The sequence below is a fragment of the Miniimonas sp. S16 genome, assembly GCF_057748195.1.
The window spans coordinates 2356293-2371985 of sequence record NZ_CM173242.1 but is presented as its reverse complement, the minus strand read 5'-3'; the positions used below and the strand labels follow the sequence as shown (position 1 = coordinate 2371985).

9 protein-coding genes are annotated in these 15693 nt (G+C 75.8%); 6 read left to right on the top strand and 3 right to left on the bottom strand.

The window, feature by feature from the left end:
• The first annotated feature begins 610 nt into the window (after nt 1–610).
• The 5 genes from AC3AQ1_RS10330 (at nt 611) to AC3AQ1_RS10310 (ending at nt 7482) form a co-directional block, all read left to right on the top strand.
• Complete coding sequence (locus tag AC3AQ1_RS10330; protein ID WP_108718901.1) at nt 611–1681, top strand: serine hydrolase domain-containing protein; 1071 nt, start codon at nt 611–613, stop codon at nt 1679–1681.
• Between the two features lie 119 nt (nt 1682–1800).
• Entirely contained in the window at nt 1801–3489 is a 1689-nt protein-coding gene (locus tag AC3AQ1_RS10325; protein WP_108720147.1) for a DNA-3-methyladenine glycosylase 2 family protein, read from the top strand.
• 116 nt (nt 3490–3605) lie between these two features.
• Nucleotides 3606–4157 carry a methylated-DNA--[protein]-cysteine S-methyltransferase gene (locus AC3AQ1_RS10320; protein WP_234417464.1) on the top strand — a complete coding sequence of 184 codons (552 nt, stop codon included), beginning with the start codon at nt 3606–3608 and terminating at the stop codon, nt 4155–4157.
• Between the two features lie 89 nt (nt 4158–4246).
• On the top strand, nt 4247–6511 hold the full coding sequence (locus AC3AQ1_RS10315) for a phosphodiesterase (RefSeq protein ID WP_234417463.1): 2265 nt from the start codon (nt 4247–4249) through the stop codon (nt 6509–6511).
• Nucleotides 6508–7482, top strand: coding sequence for an MBL fold metallo-hydrolase (locus tag AC3AQ1_RS10310; protein WP_234417462.1), 975 nt, complete (start codon nt 6508–6510; stop codon nt 7480–7482). The genes AC3AQ1_RS10315 and AC3AQ1_RS10310 overlap by 4 nt, the downstream gene beginning before the upstream one ends.
• A 267-nt stretch (nt 7483–7749) precedes the next feature.
• Here the strand turns inward: AC3AQ1_RS10310 and AC3AQ1_RS10305 are convergent, their stop codons facing one another.
• Nucleotides 7750–9933, bottom strand: a complete 2184-nt coding sequence (locus AC3AQ1_RS10305; protein WP_108718900.1) for an alpha-galactosidase — start codon at nt 9931–9933, stop codon at nt 7750–7752.
• A gap of 451 nt (nt 9934–10384) precedes the next feature.
• On the opposite strand from AC3AQ1_RS10305, the gene AC3AQ1_RS10300 reads away from it, so the two are divergent.
• Nucleotides 10385–13225 (top strand): glycosyl hydrolase, encoded by a 2841-nt coding sequence (locus AC3AQ1_RS10300; protein WP_159096499.1) that lies wholly within the window; start codon nt 10385–10387, stop codon nt 13223–13225.
• A gap of 98 nt (nt 13226–13323) precedes the next feature.
• Here the strand turns inward: AC3AQ1_RS10300 and AC3AQ1_RS10295 are convergent, their stop codons facing one another.
• Nucleotides 13324–13737: a phage holin family protein gene (locus tag AC3AQ1_RS10295; RefSeq protein WP_108718898.1), complete on the bottom strand. Its 414-nt coding sequence runs from the start codon at nt 13735–13737 to the stop codon at nt 13324–13326.
• A 234-nt stretch (nt 13738–13971) separates the two neighbouring features.
• Entirely contained in the window at nt 13972–15693 is a 1722-nt protein-coding gene (locus AC3AQ1_RS10290) for an FAD-dependent oxidoreductase (protein ID WP_108718897.1), read from the bottom strand.

Sequence of the window (15693 nt, the reverse complement as noted above, 5' to 3'; positions counted from 1 at the left end):
GCGTGGGCGTGGCCGTCCGGGCCGTGCTCGCCGTCGGGGCTGTGGTCGCCGTCCGGGCCGTGCTCGCCGTCGGCGCTGTGGTCGCCGTCGGGGCTGTGGTCGCCGTGTCCGTCGCGTGGCATGCCGCGACGCTAGCGCGGCCGGGCGGCCGGGCGGCCGGGCGGCCGGGCGGCCGGGCGGCTGGGCGGCTGAGCAGCCGAGCAGGCGGCGGGCGCAGGGCATCCCCCGCCGCACCGGTCCGACACGTGGCCATCACAGCGCTGTGACCGGGCCAGCCTCCCCGAACCGCGTCTGGCACCCGCTCCGAGCCGCGAGATGACGCGGAAGATGGGCCCGGGCAGAGAGAAGCGGGCTCGCGTGCGCCGATACTGCACAGCCACAGCGCTGTGGCTCTGTAGTGTCGGCGCACCTTCGCCAGGACGCACGGCAACGTCGCCCACGCGCACCGACGCATCCGCAGAATCACGGGGAAGACGCGCGCAGAGGCGCGGGTTGGCCCCGGCCGGGCGAGTCCGTGCAGGGCCGACGCCGGGCTCGGCGGAGCCACAGCGCTGTCAGCGGCGCGGAAATCCTCTCGCGACGAGGCACTCCCTCGAAGAGCATCGTGGCCATGACCACGACCGCCGACCCGCCCGCCGACCCGCCCGCCGACCCACCGCTCCCCGCCCTCCCCGACCACCCCCTGCTCACCATCGAGCGGCGCGATGCCCTGGCCACCGCCCTGCAGGAGGCGGCGGAGGAGCCGAGCGCCGGCGTCGTGCGCATCGACGAGGAGGGCGAGACCGTCCTCGAGCACGCGTGGGGCCTGGCCGACCGCCGCCACGGGATCGCGATGACGCCGGAGCACCGGATCGCCGTCGCGAGCGGGGCCAAGGGGTTCACCGCCCTCACCGTGATGAGCCTCGTCGCCGACGGCACCCTGACCCTCGACACGACGGCGCGCTCCCTCCTCGGCGACGACCTTCCGCTGATCGCCGGAGACGTCACGATCGAGCACCTGCTCGCCCACCGCTCCGGCATCGGGGACTACCTCGACGACGACGCGGACTCCGCCGAGTACCTGCTGCCCGGCGCAATGAGCGGCTACGTCGACCCCGAGGACTACCTCGACGTGCTCGGCGGGCACGACCCCGTGTTCGCCGCGGGGACCGACTTCCTGTACTGCAACGGCGGCTTCGTGGTGCTCGCGATCCTGGCGCAGCGCGCCTCGGGCGTGCCGTTCCACGACCTCGTGCGCACGCGCGTGATCGAGCCCGCCGGCCTCACCTCGACCGCCTATCTCCGTAGCGACGAGCTGCCTGGCGATGCCGCCGTCGGCTACGTCCTGGTCGACGGCGTGTGGCGCACCAACGTGCACCACCTCCCCGTGATCGGCGGCGGCGACGGCGGGATCTGGACCACGGCGGCCGACCTCGTGACGTTCTGGGACGCCCTGCTCGACGCGCGGATCGTCCCGCGCGAGCTCGTCGACGACATGCTGCGCGAGCGCTCCGCGGCGTCCGAGGACGAGAACGCCTACGGCCTCGGCTTCTGGCTCCCGGCTCCGGGGGTGGTGGAGCTCGAGGGGATGGACGCGGGCTCGTCGTTCGTGTCCCGCCACGAGATCGCGACGGGCCGCACGGCGAGCGTGCTGACGACGACGGCGGACGCGGCGTGGGAGGTGGCGCGGGCGATACGTTAGGGCGCCACTGCGTGCGGACCCGCCTGGCCCACCGCCGCCCGGCGCCGGCGCACGCCGCACCCACCGCGACGTCCGAATCCCGCTAGTGCTCCGCCGTCGGGCACCGCAGACTGGTGACCGTGCACCTCCCCCTCGACCCCACGTCCGCGTACGGCGCCGTCGCCGGCCGCGACGCCCGCTGGGACGGTCGGCTGTACCTGGGCGTGGTGACGACGGGGATCTATTGCCGGCCGTCGTGCCCGGCGCGGACCCCGCGGCCGGAGAACTGCCAGTACTTCCCGACGGCCGCGGCGGCGGTCGCGGCCGGGTTCCGGGCGTGCCGGCGCTGCCGCCCCGACTCGCTGCCGGGCAGCCGGCATTGGGACGCGCGCGGCGACCTCGTCTCCCGCGCCGTCCAGCTGATCTCGGGCGGTGCGCTCGACGACGGTGGGGTCCCCGGCCTGGCCCGACGCCTCGCGGTCTCCGAGCGCCACCTCACCCGGATGCTCGTCGCAGAGGTCGGCGCGGGGCCGCTCGCGCTCGGCCGGACGCGTCGCGCGCACACGGCCCGGCTCCTCATCGAGCAGACGACGATGCCGCTGGCCGACGTCGCGTTCGCGGCCGGGTTCGGCTCGATCCGGCAGTTCAACGACGTCATGCGGGCCGAGTTCGGCTGTGCGCCGCGCACGTTTCGCAGGCCGCAGGCCGAGGCGGGGAGCGGGCGCTCGCCGTCGTGCAGGGCGGTGGGCGCCGCCGTCGACCCGGGCGACCGCGTGGGCGTCGGCCCCGCCTCCCTCGTGCTGCGCCTCGCGTACCGACCGCCGCTCGCGCTCGCGCCGCTGCGGCGCACGCTGACGGCGCACGCCGTCGCCGGCGTCGAGGCCGTGGTGGGCACCGCCCACTGGCGGGTGGTCGACGCGCCGGGTGGGCCCGCCGTCGTGCGGCTGTCGCTCACCGGCGGCGACGACGCGCCGGACGCGCCGGACACCCCCGGCACGCCGGACGCTGCCGCGCACCACGCGCGCGACCTGCCGCACCACCTCACCGTCACCGTGCGGCCGGCCGACCTCGCGGACCTTATGCTCGTCGTCGCGCGGGTGCGGCGCTGGCTCGACCTCGACGCCGACCCCGTGCAGGTCGGCGAGCACCTGCGGGACGCGCCGCTCGTCGGCGACCTCGTCGCGCGGCGGCAAGGCCTGCGCGTCCCGGGCGTTCCCGACGGCGCCGAGCTTGCCGTCTGCGCGGTGCTGGGGCAGCAGGTGTCGCTCGCCGTCGCGCGGACGTTCCAGGGCCGCATCGCGCGGGCGTTCGGGACGCCGGTCACGGGGGGTGGCCCAGCGGACGTTGCGGCCGAGCGCGCGGCGCAGGGCGCGGCGAGCGAGCACGCGCAGGCGCTCGACGGCGAGCGTCCGCCCACGGACCTCGTCACCTTCCCGAGGGCGAGCGTCCTCGCGGAGGCCGGGCCGCAGGCAATCCGCGACGCCGCGAACCTCACGCAGGCGCGGGCCCGTGCCGTGCACGCCGTCGCGACGGCGCTGGCCGACGGGCTGACGCTCGAGCCGGGGGTCGACGTCGCGGCGACGCGCTCGGCGCTGCTCGCGCTGCCCGGGATCGGGCCGTGGACCACCGACTACCTCACGCTGCGGGCGCTGCGCGACCCGGACGCGTTCATGCCGAGCGACCTCGTGCTGCGCAAGGCGCTCGCCGCGCGGACCGGGGTCGAGCTCGGGAAGGTGACGTCCGCCGTCGCCGAGGGGCTCTCCGCGCCGTGGCGGCCGTGGCGCTCCTACGCGTTGCAGCACCTGTGGACGGCGGAGGTCTACGCGTGAGCGCGACGGAGAACCTCTCGCGAAAGGACGAAGAACCACTCGCGAAAGGACGAACATCACCTCGCGAGACGACGGACTTCCTCTCGCAGGCATCAGAAGCCCTCTCGGAGACAGCCATGACCACGACGACCGCCCCACCCGCCCCAGCGTCGGCGACGACCACCCAGCCGCTGCTCCTCATGACCCTGCCCACGCCGGCCGGGCCCGCGCACGCCGTCGTGACGCCCGAGGACGGCGTGCTGCACCTGTTCGGCTGGCACGACCCGGTCAACAACCTGCCGCGCCTCGCACCGCACCTGCGCGACCGCGGCGTGCAGACCGCGAGCGGACCGGAGCGGGTGCGCGACGCCGTCGCACGCTACGGCGACGGCGAGCTGGCCGCCCTGGACGAGCTCGCCGTCGGGCAGCCCGGCGGCGCGTTCTTTCAGGCCGCGTGGCTCGCGATGCGGCGCATCGCCCCCGGGCACCCCGTCACCTACACGACGCTCGCCGCCGACGCCGGGCGCCCCGCGGCCGTCCGAGCGGCCGCGAGCGCGTGCGCGCGCAACCTCGTCGCGCTCGTCGTCCCGTGCCACCGGGTGGTCCGGACCGACGGCGGGCTCGGCGGCTTCTACTACGGACTCGACGCCAAGCGCGCGCTGCAGGCGCACGAGGCACGCTTCGCCTGAGCAGGCGGGCCGCACCGCCCGCCGAGCCTGTCCTGCGGCTCGCGGAATCGCCGCCCCCAAGGCCAGCCGCGGGCTGGCACGCTAGCCCCATGACGGGGAGCAGGGGCGAGGCACGTCCTGCGCGCGACCGGCCGCGTCCGTCGCACCTGCCGCTCTCGGCGCACCACCTCTCGCCCGTCGTGCGCGAGGCGCGGCCGCTCGCCGTCGACCTGTGGGACGCCGTCGCGTCGCTCGCCGCGACCGTCCTCGGCCTGTCGGTGGCGATCGCGCTGCTCGACCCGATCAGCGTCACGTCGCTGTGGTCGATCCCGCTCGCGGCGCTCGTCGTCTCGCTCGTCACGTGGGTCGTGGCCGCTCCCCTGCGCATGGTTGCCGACCGCCTCGGCGGCATCGTCGCGTTCGTGCTCGGCCTCGCCGCCCAGATCACCGCGATGTGGGCGGCCCTGCGCTGGCTGCCGGGTCTGGTCGTGACGAGCTGGTGGGCCGCCGCGCTCGCGCTCCTCATCACGGCGCTCGTCGTGGCCGCCACGTCGTGGGTGGCCGGGGGCAGCGACGCGGGCTACGTCGTCGGCGACGTGCTGTGGCGCGGTCGACGGCGAGCTGCCCAGCGCCGCCGCGCCGACCGCGCCGGCACGCCGTTGGCCGACGACCGCGAGCCCGGCCTCCTCCTCGTGATCCTCGACGGCGTCGCCGAACCCGTGCTGCGCACCGCCGTCGAGGCCGGCATGGTGCCGACGATCTCGCGCTGGCTCACCGACGGCTCCTACCGGCTGGAGTCCTGGTGGGCTCAGGTGCCCAGCACCACCCCGGCCTCGACGGCCGGCCTCCTGCACGGCGCCGCCGACCACATCCCCGCGTTCCGCTGGTGGGACGAGGCGCAGGCGCGTCTCGTCGTGGCGAACCACCCGCGCGACGCGGCGGCGATCGAGTCGGCGATGTCCGACGGCGAGGGCCTCCTCGCGCACGGCGGCGCCGCCATCGGCACGATGTTCTCGGGCGACGCCCCGGCCACCCGCCTCGTGATGAGCCGCCCCGCCGGCGCGACCGGGCGACGCGACGGCGGCGTGTACGTGCGCTTCTTCCTCCAGCCGCTCGTGTTCGCGCGCACCCTCGTGCTGACGATCGGCGAGATGGTCAAGGAGCTGTACCAGGCGCGGCTCGCGCGGCTGCGCGGCGTCGAGCCGCGGATCTCCCGCGGCGGTTGGTACGTCGTGCTGCGCGCCATGAGCAACGTCACGCTCCGCGGTCTCAACACGGCGCTCGTCGCCGAGCACATGGAGCGCGGCACCCCGACGATCGCCGTGGACTACGTCGACTACGACGAGATCGCGCACCACGCCGGGCCGCTGCGCGCCGAGTCGCTGCGCTCGCTCGAGGGACTGGACGCGGTGCTCCGCGCGCTCGAGACGGTGAACGAGGTCGCGCGCCGGCGCTACCGCATCGTGTGCGTGTCTGACCACGGCCAGGCGCTCGGCCCCACGTTCGAGCAGGTCGCGGGCGTCAGCCTGGAGCACCTCGTCACGACGCTGATGGGCAAGGACCCGCGCAGCGCGCTCGCCTCCGGGGGCGGTGAGGAGTGGGGGCCGGTGAACGCCCTGCTCAACGAGCTCGTCCGACCGATCCGCAGCCCCCGCAGCCCCCGGGCGGCGCGCGGCTCGGGCTCGCGCGGATCGGGCGGATCGGGCGGCTCACGCGCAGCAGACGACGCCCGCACGGCGGGCGTCACCGTGACGGGGCCCGAGCGCGAACAGGTCGGCCTCGCTCCCGGGACGGCCGCGGAGGACTCGGTCGCCGTCATCGCGTCGGGCAACCTCGGCCTCGTCTGGTTCACCGGCCGCCCCGGGCGTCTCACGCTCGCCCAGACGCAGGAGGCGTGGCCCGACCTCGTCGCCGGGCTCGCGACCCACCCCGCGATCGCCGTGGTGGTGGTCGACTCGGCGCAGGGACTGCTCGCCGTCGGGCCCGCGGGGCTGCGCCGTCTCGAGCCCGAGCGCGCGGCGGGCCGTTCAGCCGACCCCGCGTCCGGGGGCGACCCCGGCCGTGCGCTCGTCGAGGGCGAGGACCCGCTCGCCACGTTCGAGGACCCGGACGCCGCGGCCCGTGACCTCGCCCGCGCCGGGCGCCTGCCGCACACTGGCGACCTCCTGCTGGTCTCCACCGTCCGGGACGGCCGGGTGTGCGCGTTCGAGCACCAGGTGGGCTCGCACGGCGGCCTCGGCGGGGACCAGAACCACGCGCTGCTGCTGCACCCCACGTCGCTCACGCGGCCGGACGACGCCGAGCCGCTCGTCGGCGCGAACGCGGTGTTCCACCAGCTGGTGGCGTGGCAGCGCGAGCTGGGGCTGCGACCGTGAGCGCGACGCCGCCGCCGGCCCGTCGTCGCGAGCGGCCGGAGCCGCCGCACCGGCGCGGGGCGCCGGTGCCGCCGGTCCGGCCCGGGAGGCTCGAGCCGCCGGCGCGCCCCGACGCCCTCGCCTGGCTCGGGCACGCGACGTGCGTGCTCGACGTCGGCGCCGTCCGGCTGGTCACCGACCCGCTGCTCGGCGCGCACGCCGGGATCCTGCGGCGGCTCGGCGGGATCGCGCCGTCAGCGGAGGACTGGTCGGGCGCGGACGCCGTCCTCGTCTCCCACCTGCACCACGACCACGCGCACGTGGCCTCGCTGAGGTCGACGCACGCCGTCGTGCTCTCCGCCCCCGCGAACGCGCGGTGGCTCGGCCAGCGCGGGCTGCCGACGCGCGGCCTCGGGCCCGAGGAGTGGTGGCGGCCGTCGTGGGCGCCGCAGGTCGCGGTGCGGGCCGTGCACGCGGTACACGGGCACCGGCCGATGCCGCACCGGCCGAACGCGACGGTGGGGTTCCTCGTCGTGCGCGACGCGCCCGGCGATGACGACGCCGCGAACGGTGGCTCGGCGTCGGGCACGAACGCGCCTGGCGCGGGCTCGCCGTCGGGCGCGTCGGGCGCCTCAGCCGACGGCGCGCTGCGGATCTGGTTCGCGGGCGACACCGAGCTGTACCCCGAGCTGGCCCACCTGCCCGACGTGGCGGGCGGCCCGATCGACCTCGCGCTCGTGCCGATCGGCGGCTGGGGGCCGCGGCTGTCCGGCGGCCACATGGACCCGACGCAGGCCGCGCACGCGTGCGCGCTGGTCGGGGCGCGGCGCGCGGTGCCCGTGCACTGGGGCACGCTGCACGCACCGCTCGGGCGAAACCTCCCGCGGGGGTGGATGGAGCACGGCGGAGCCGCGTTCGAGGCGGCCGTGCGACGTTTGGCTCCGGACTGCGAGCCGGTGGTCCTCGCGCCGGGCGAGCGTCTCGCGCTGTAGTCGGTGTGGCGCCCGCGCGTTCTCGTGACGCCGCAGCGAGTCGCTCTCCCGTCAGCCGTGACGCCACAGCGACTCGGCGTGACGCCACAGCGACCGAGACGCCCCGCGACGGCCTCACCCGGCGCATCGCCGCAGGTCAGCGCCTTGCGACCTGCTGAGAGGCTGCGACGAGTCGCTCTCCCGTCACGACGAGTCGCTCTCCCGTCAGCCGTGACGCCACAGCGACTCGTCCGCGCCGGCGGCGCCGCGGCGACGCCGGCGCCCCGCTCACACGGCGACGACGTGCAGCAGCACCGAGTGCTCGGGATGCTGCAGCGGCGCCTGCAGCCCCACCTCGGCCAGTACGCGGCCGCTCAGCGTCACGCCCTCGGCCCACCACGCGGGCTGCCACAGCGGCCCGGGCGCCACGATCGTGTCGCCCGGCGGCAGCGGCGTCACGCGGTACGCCCGTCCGGCGACCAGCCCCGGCAGTCGCACCCGGCCCGACGGCGAGCTCACCGGAGTGGTCCGCTGCACGATCGCGAAGATCGCCTCCCCGCCGTCGTGCGCCACCACGCCGTGCACCCGCAGCGCGGGATCGGGGTCGTCCGCCCGGACGACGCGGCCGTGGTGCAGCAGGTGCCGGTGCTCGCGGTAGGCGGCCACCCACCGGGCGAGCTCGTCGAGCTCGGTCTCGCTCGCCGTCGTGAGGTCCCACTCCACGCCGAGGTGACCGAACAGCGCCGTCGCGGCGCGGAAGCCCAGGTCGTGGCGCCGGCCCGTGGTGTGCGAGTGCGGCGAGGCGACGTGCGAGCCCATGAGCTCCGGCGGCACGAGCAGCCCGGTCCCGGCCTCGATCATCTGGCGCTCGAGCGGGTCGATGCAGTCCGAGGCCCAGATCCGGTCCGTCAGCGCGAGGATCCCGAGGTCGGCGCGCCCGCCGCCGCTCGAGCACGACTCGAACTCGACGTCCGGGTGCGCCGCACGCAGCGCCGCCAGCAGGCGGTAGCTCGCGAGCGTCTGCTCGTGCACGCCCGCGGTGCCGGTCGCCTGACGCCCGGCGTCGAGCAGGTCGCGGTTGAAGTCCCACTTCACGAAGGAGACCGCGTACTCCGACAGGATCGCGTCCATGCGCTCGAGGACGTACTGCCACGCCTGCGGCACCGTGAGGTCGAGGACCTGCTGGCGGCGGTACTCCAGCGGCATCCGGTCCGGCACGCGCAGGATCCACTCGGGGTGCGCGCGGGCGAGGTCGGAGTCGGGGTTGACCATCTCCGGCTCGAACCAGAGACCGAACTCCAGCCCGAGACCCGTGACGTGATCCACGAGCGGCGTGAGGCCGTCGGGCCACACCGTCTCGTCGACGTACCAATCGCCGAGGCCCGCGGTGTCGGTGCGGCGGTGCCGGAACCAGCCGTCGTCGAGCACGTAGCGCTCCAGGCCCACGCGCGCCGCGGCGTCCGCGAGCGCCGTGAGCCGGTCCAGCCGGTGGTCGAAGTACACCGCCTCCCACACGTTGATGAGCGCCTTGCGCGGGGTCTGCGGGTGGGTGGGCCGCGAGCGCAGGAAGTCGTGGAAGCGCGCCGAGAGCGCATCGAGCCCGTCGCCGTAGGAGAAGTAGACCCACGGGCTCTCGTAGCTCTCGCCGTTCGCCAGCCTGACCTCGCCCGCGAGCAGCAGCTCCCCGCCACCGAGCGTCGCGAGCCCCTCCGGCATCTCGCGCTCCACCAGCGTGCGCGTGTTGCCCGACCACGCCACGTGCGTGCCCCACACCTGCCCGTGCCGGTGCGCGAAGCCCGCCTCGCCCGCGAGCATGAGCAGCGTCCCGTCCAGCGTCCGGGCGCGACGCGTCTCCCGCAGGTGCAGCCCCGCGACCAGCGGGTGGCGCTGCGGGCTGCGCTCGCGCATGTGCCGCCCCGTGAAGTCGAGGATCTCGGTCGCCTCGCGCGGCAGCGGCAGCAGCGCGTCCACGCCCCCGACGGCGAAGCTCCCCTCGCGCGTGCTCGTCACCGTGGTCCTCGTCCGCACCAGGCCGCCGACGGCGAGCTCGAGCCGCCAGGTCAGCGCCAGCCCCGCGGCGTCGTCCGCCGCGGACACGGTGACCGCACCGGCGAGGGGGGCTGCGCCGTCGGGCGAGGTGAGGTGGACGGGCGTGTCGGCGACGACGGGTGCCGTGTCGTGGACGTCGACCGACGTGACGCGGAACGCCGTGGAGAACGCGCGACCGTCGCGGTGGCCGGTGACGCCGGGCGTGCCGAACCAGCCGGCCGACTGCTCGGGCAGCACGCTGAGGAGCACGCCGGAGTCCGGCGAGCTGCTGGTGACGGGGCGGACCGAGGCGCGGACGAGCTCGGCGACGGCGTGGTCGTCGAGCTCGCCGAGGTCGCGTCCCCAGTGCAGCACGCGGGGCAGGTGGGGGCCGGTGGTGTCGAGCAGCAGGCTCACGCCGGCGGAGCGCAGGTACGCGTACATGGTCGTCCTCGATCGGTGCGTGGGACTGGGGCTGGCTGGTGCTCGGTCGGGCGCTCGTGCTCGGTCGGGCGCTCGTGCTCGGCTCGGACGTGGCCGTGACTCGGACGGCGCTCGGGCTCGGGCGTGGTGACGTCGACATGTGACCCTACCGGCCCGGCCCGGGCCTGTCCGGAGCGCGGGCGCCGGGCGGGCGCCGGGCGGGTCGCGGCCGCGGTCGACCCCCACGTACGCACCAACGGAGCCCCAACCGAGATGTAGACGAATGTTTCTAGTGTGTTAACGCGCACGCTGGTTACGGTTCTCGGGTCCGGAAATGGAAGCGCTCTCACCGCGGAGGGGCGCCCATCCCCGGGCCGGCCACGACTCCGACGTCAGGCGATGCCCCCTGCCTTGACGCGGGTCGGACCGACCGAGCAGCGCGGTCCGCCGCGCCCGTCGAGAGGAGCACCCGGTGCCTGACACACCCCGCCCCCAGCCCCGCCCCACGCCCGACAGCATCGACACCCCGGCGACCACAGCCACGAAGCCCGCCGGCGACGCCGGCGCCACGGGCCGACCCGCTGGTCGACCCCTTGGCCGACCCGCGCGCCCCACACCGCGACCGGCCCGGGCGAGCCTCACCGCGGTGGCGGCGCTCGCCGTCGCCGGCCTGGTCGCGGGCGGCCTCGCCGTCGGTGCCGCCGCGGCGCCCGAGTCGCAGCACGCCCCCAGCACCCCTGGCGCCCCTGGCGCCCCTGGCGTCGCAGCCGCAGCCCTCACCGCGGCGGACCTGCCCGAGCTGCCCACCCGCGTGCCGCAGACCCCGCGCGTCGACGACGGCGTCGCACCGCCCACGAACTCGTGGATCTCCGGCGCCGTGTACGACATGGCCGACGTCGACGCGCCGACGTGGGTCGGCGGCGGGCTGGCGTTCCGCGCGCACGACACGAGCGTCGGCGTCGCCGTCCCGGACGTCACCGGGTATGGCGACTTCGCGATCATGCAGACCTGGGAGAACCGGGCCACGCCCGAGGACCCGGAGTCGCAGGTGATCGAGCTCGCCCCGCCCGGCGCGGTCACCTACCGCCTGTCCGCCTGGGACGACATCTCCGCGGACCTCACCTGGTACGCCGCCGACGGCACCGCCGTCGGCACGCTGCGCGCCGTCGAGGGCTGGCCCTACGTCCAGTACACGGCGGCCACGGACCAGACGCTCGGCGTGAACCGCGAGCTCGCGGCGAGCTCCACGCCGTCGCGCTACACCTGGACCGGCGCGACGGGTCAGGAGCTCAACGTCGTCACGGCGGGTTCGGTCTCCGGCACGGGCGTCGCGCTCGACGCCGGCCAGGCGGTCCACGTGTTCGGCACGCCCCAGGGCGCGACCGCGCAGGACCTCGCGACGCTCGTCGCGGGCGCCGTGGAGGTGAGCGGAACGCACACCGAGTGGTCGGTGAGCGGCGCGGCCGACGGTGGCACGGCGTCGGCCACGTTCGTCCTCGACACCGCGGGCGGGGCGGACACCGTCCTCGCGCAGATGCCGCACCAGGACTACGGCCTGCCCACGCTGACCGGCAGGTGGGAGAACGCCACGGGCTGGGCGACGGGCGCGGTCGGCACGAGCTTCACGACGACGGCCCCGACCTGGGACGTCTCCAGCGCCCTGGACCTGAGCGGACTCAGCGAGGCCGAGCTCTCGCTGCTGCGCGACCAGGTCCGCGCCGACCTGCCGAGCACTCTCACCTTCCCCGAGGACACCTACTTCGGCGGCAAGGCGCTCTACCGCGCCGCGAACCTCTACACGCTCGCGAACCAGCTCGGGCTGACCGACGAGGCCGCGACGATCGCCGAGGCGATGCGCGCGCAGCTCGCGCTGTGGTTCGACCCGGACGGCTGCGCGTCCGCCGTGCCCGCGCAGTGCTTCGGGTACGACGCCGTCAACCACACCGTGGTGCCCGACACCGACGGCTTCTTCGTCTCCTCGATGCTCAACGACCACCACTTCCACTACGGCTACCTGCTCTACGCGGCCGCCGTCCTCGCGCAGGACGACCCGAGCCTCGTAGCGCAGTACGCCCCGGTGGCCGACGTCCTGGCCGCGGACATCGCCGCCGAGCAGACCACGGACGACACGATCCAGCGCCGCAGCTTCGACGACTGGCGCGGGCACTCCTGGGCCAACGGCCTGGGCGGCGGGATGGACGGCAACGACCAGGAGTCGACGTCGGAGGCCATGAACGCGTGGGCCGGCCTCGAGCTGTGGTCACGCGTGCGCGGCGACGAGGCGATGGAGCAGCACGCCCGCTGGCTCTTCGCGTTCGAGGCCGAGACCGCGGCGCAGTACTGGTGGAACCCCTACCGGGGCACGCCGGCCACGAACACCGCACCGATCGCGTCGATGGTGTTCGCCGGCAAGATCACCTACGAGACGTGGTTCTCCCCCGAGGCGAGCGCCAAGACGGCGATCGAGGTCATCCCCATGGGCCCGAGCCAGCTCGCGTTCCTGCACTCCCTCGGCACCGAGCGGATCCTCGAGATCGCCGAGCCGCTCTTCGCGGGCGAGTACGCGACCAAGCCGCTCATCGACTGGAACACCGCGCTCCTCGGCGTGGCCGACCCCGACCGCGCCCTCACGATCGCCCAGGGCCTGCCCACCGTCGACGACGGCAACACCCGCGCCTACCTGTACGCGCTGATCCTGTCCGGGAAGGCCCTCCCGAGCGACGGCGGGACCTCGCCGACGCCCAGCCCGTCGCCCTCCCCGACGGCGAGCCCGAGCCCGACGGCGAGCCCGAGCCCGACGGCGAGCCCGAGCCCGACGGCGAGCCCGAGCCCGACGGCGAGCCCCAGCCCGACGGCGAGCCCCAGCCCGACGGCGAGCCCGAGCCCCAGCCCGACGCCCAGCCCGACGAGCGAGCCCACGCCGTCGGGGCTGGACCCCTTCCAGGCGGTGGCTGTGACGAGCGCGGTCGAGACCCACGGCCTCGTCGTGACCGACGGAGCGGCGAAGGTCGGCAACGGTGACTGGCTCGCCTTCGACGCGGACTTCGGCACCGGCGGCACGCGCGACGTGGTGCTGCGCTACGCGGGCGGGGCGGACGGGGCGATCTCGGGCCTCGTCGAGATCCGGCTCGACTCCCCGACCGCGCCGGTGATCGGTTCCGGTGCGGTGTCACACACCGGCGGCTGGGACGCGTTCCGTGAGGTGCCGTTCAACGTGGACCCGATCCGCGGGGTCCACCGGGTGTACGTGACGTTCACGTCGGGCGTCGGCGAGGACTTCACGCGGGTCGCGAGCCTGCGGTTCCGTCCGTGAGGCCCGACCTGCACTGCGGTCTGAGCCGCCCTCACCCCCACCGGACGGGCGTCGCCCGCGAACCTGCCTCGCGGGCGACGCCACCGGTGCGAGCCGGATCAGCGGGTGGCGGCGCGGATCCGCTTGGCCTCGCGCTTGCGGTCCCACCAACGGGTGAGGATGAGCCAGCCCAGCAGCCACCCGCCCAGGGCGAGGGTGAGCCAGACGACGAGGGTGGCGCCCGCCCAGCCGGCGGCGCCGGTGATCTCGAGCCCGCCGTCGAACAGGCTGGCGATCCAGAGGGCGAGCAGTGTGGAGATGAGTCCCACTCCCCCGAGCACGGCCGACGCGTACTTGCGGGCCATGTTGAAGACGAACGGCGCGAGCACCGCCTGAGCGACGGCCACGATGAGCACGGCCACGACGAAGCCCGAGGCGTGAACGGTGACGTCGTCGAAGAGCGCGTTGGCCAGCAGGAGGCCGAGCGCCGCGAGCACCAGGTTGATGGCGAAGTTCAGCAGAAAGCGGATCATGCCGCGAGTGTGCCACCGCCACCCTGGCGACGCACCGGAACGCGCGCGGCGCTCGAGGCGCAGATGCTGCGCGGATGCTGCGGCCCACGACGACCCGCATCGGACGACCCCGCCCGGCGCAGATCCGCTGTCACGGCAGCTCGCACCCCCGACTCGCGAGCCGTCAGCCGATCCGGCGGACGGGGTTGAGCGAGCTCGCGGGGTGCTGCGGCACGAACGCGAGGGTCCGCCCGATCAGTAGCCGAGGAACGTGTCCGTGCGCACCCGGGCGGCGCCGAGCGAGCGTGCCGCGGTCCGCAGGGCGTCCACCGAGGCGGGTGACCCGGACACGAGGACGGTCCGCGCGCCGAGGTCGGGCACGGCACGGCCGAGCACCGCGGCGTCGGTGACGGCGCCCTCGAGCACCTCCCAGCGCCCGTCGAGCCCGACGCCGTCGGGGCCGCCAGCCGTGCCGCCCGAAGCGCTGGCCGCCGTCCCACCCGCCACGCCGCCGGCCGTCCCCGGAGGCACCACGAGCACGAGCCGAACGCCGGCGGGAAGCGCGTCGCCCGCGGAACCGGGCAGCTCGAGGACGTCGGCGCGGGTGCGCACGCCGTGCACGAGCACGACGTCGCGCGCGGCGGCGAGCTCGCCGTCGTGCCCGTGGCGAACGCCCGAGGCGCCGCCGGGCGCCGCACCCGACCCGCGAACCAGCCCGTCCAGGTGCGCGAGGAACGGCGTCACGCCGATCCCCGCGCCGACCAGCGCGACCGGGCCGGACGGCAGCAGGAAGTCCCCGCCCACGGACGTGACGCGGAGCTCCTCCCCCGGCGCGAGCGCCGCGAGCGCCCGCTTGACCGGGCTCGGCTCGCTGCCCTCGGCACCGGACAGCCGGGTGACGAGCCGGACGTCGCCCGAGGCGGGGTCGCTCGCGAGGCTGAGCACCCGCCGTCGGCCCCGCGGGTCCCAGCGCGCTGCGGCGCCCGCCTGCGGGACGTCGATCTCCACGTACTGGCCCGGCAGCGCGCGCACGGGCGACGACGGCGCCAGGTGGAGGTCGAGCACGTCACCGGCGAGGGTCGCGCTGCTGAGCCGCAGCCGCACGCCACGGCGCAGCCCGAGGCCGAACGCGACCGCGTTGCCGACGATCAGGGCCAGCTCGGGCGAGAGCCAGCCCCACTCGAGGAACAGCGGCGCGGCCGCGAGCACCGCCACGAGCGCGCCGACGAGCAGACGCTGGGGGCGCCGCGGCGGGCTCGTGAGGGGTTCGGTGAGCATGAACAGCGCGAGGAACGCCACGGGACTCGCGGTCAGCGCCCACCAGAGCGCGTCGTTCGCGGCCACGCCGAGCGTGAGGTAGCCGACCGCGGTGAGCACGAACGCGGGCACCGCGTAGGCGAGCACGAACGCCACGCGCCGGGTCCGCCACGCGACCACGCCGCCCGCCACCGCGACGGCGGGCAGCAGCGCTGCGGTGCCGACCCACCAGCCGCTCGTCGCGAGCCCGGTCCAGCCCACCACGACGAGCCCGACGGCGGCCGGGTTGAGGACGTGTCGCCCGCGCCACGCGAGGAGGTACTTCGAGGCGCCCGCGGCGGCCCCCGCGACGGCCGCACCCGCGAGCGTGCGCCCGTCGGTGCCGGGCAGGAGGACGAGGGCGAGGATCGCGCCGGTCACGAGGCTGGACGCGACGTGCGGCCGGCTGCGGGTGACGAGGCCGCCGACCCACGTCGCGGCGAGCGTGCCGAGCGTCCCGACGGCGAGCACGGCCACGATCCCGAGCGCCGGGTACCCGAGCGTGCCGGTCGCGGCGAGCACGAGCGCGACGGCGAGCACCACCCCGAGCGCGGCGAGCACCAGGCGGTACATCGAGACGCGGCCGAGGCCGGCGTCGAGGCGGCGCAGGGGCGAGCGTGGCCGGGCGGGCGCGACGGGGCCGGCGGGTGAGGCGGCCGGCGAGGGGGTCGGACGCGTCAT

Bases quoted from the DNA above. Each gene is read 5' to 3' on its own strand.
- AC3AQ1_RS10315 (WP_234417463.1), top strand. From the start codon at position 4,247: ATGACGGGGAGCAGGGGCGAGGCACGTCCTGCGCGCGACCGGCCGCGT.
- AC3AQ1_RS10295 (WP_108718898.1), bottom strand. From the start codon at position 13,737: ATGATCCGCTTTCTGCTGAACTTCGCCATCAACCTGGTGCTCGCGGCG.
- AC3AQ1_RS10290 (WP_108718897.1), bottom strand. From the start codon at position 15,693: ATGACGCGTCCGACCCCCTCGCCGGCCGCCTCACCCGCCGGCCCCGTC.
- AC3AQ1_RS10305 (WP_108718900.1), bottom strand. From the start codon at position 9,933: ATGTACGCGTACCTGCGCTCCGCCGGCGTGAGCCTGCTGCTCGACACC.
- AC3AQ1_RS10330 (WP_108718901.1), top strand. From the start codon at position 611: ATGACCACGACCGCCGACCCGCCCGCCGACCCGCCCGCCGACCCACCG.
- AC3AQ1_RS10320 (WP_234417464.1), top strand. From the start codon at position 3,606: ATGACCACGACGACCGCCCCACCCGCCCCAGCGTCGGCGACGACCACC.